Below are 656 nucleotides of genomic sequence, written 5' to 3'. Positions count from 1 at the left end.
TTATTTCCAAAAACAATCGTGAATGGAGACGAAAACTGGAGTGTTTGATCTTTTAAATTTCGAAAACCAGCTACCTGAAATCTATTAATCATGTTCTAACAAAATCAAATAACTGGTGTATTGAAGAGTACTACAAAAGATTCTAATGCAGCATGCTTAGCCGAGCATCGACAAACATATCTAATTCAGGAGCTAAAATATGAACATAACGATCAAAATAAAGGAACTGTTTTAGCAGCAGGGCAAACTCTCTAGGAAAATGTAATCCATGCTCTTCCCCTACCCTAACCATTTCCATCAAAATGTTATTAATATCGTCGTCATCACTACCAGATGAATCCCCGAGCAACGCATAATCTGGAACCATTACATCCATCTTATTGAATAAACCACGAAGATCTGCGGCTAAATCCTGTGACTGAACATCTGTGTCAGTAATACCGATACGGATCATCGCATCAGCCATACCTTCAAAATTCCCGATCATAATAGATGAAATAAAATCCGAGACAGCTTCCCACGTGCCAGGATTTATCCGACCAACGATCCCGAAATCAATAAATCCAATGCGACCGTCGTCTAACACCATCAAGTTACCGGCATGTACATCAGCGTGGAAAAATTCACACTGAGTCAAACTAGCAAACCAAGTATTC

Annotated in this window: 1 protein-coding gene; it reads right to left on the bottom strand. The window is 39.0% G+C overall.

Features of this window, described 5'->3' with window-relative positions:
- Positions 1 to 142: 142 nt before the first annotated feature.
- Positions 143 to 656, bottom strand: a 514-nt coding sequence (locus tag A3738_RS10535) for an AarF/UbiB family protein (protein ID WP_156504188.1), incomplete at its 5' end; no start/stop codon positions are given.

The sequence above is a fragment of the Oleiphilus sp. HI0066 genome, assembly GCF_001635725.1.
Note: the sequence above shows the minus strand (reverse complement) of the source record. Positions and strands in the feature narration are given on the sequence as shown.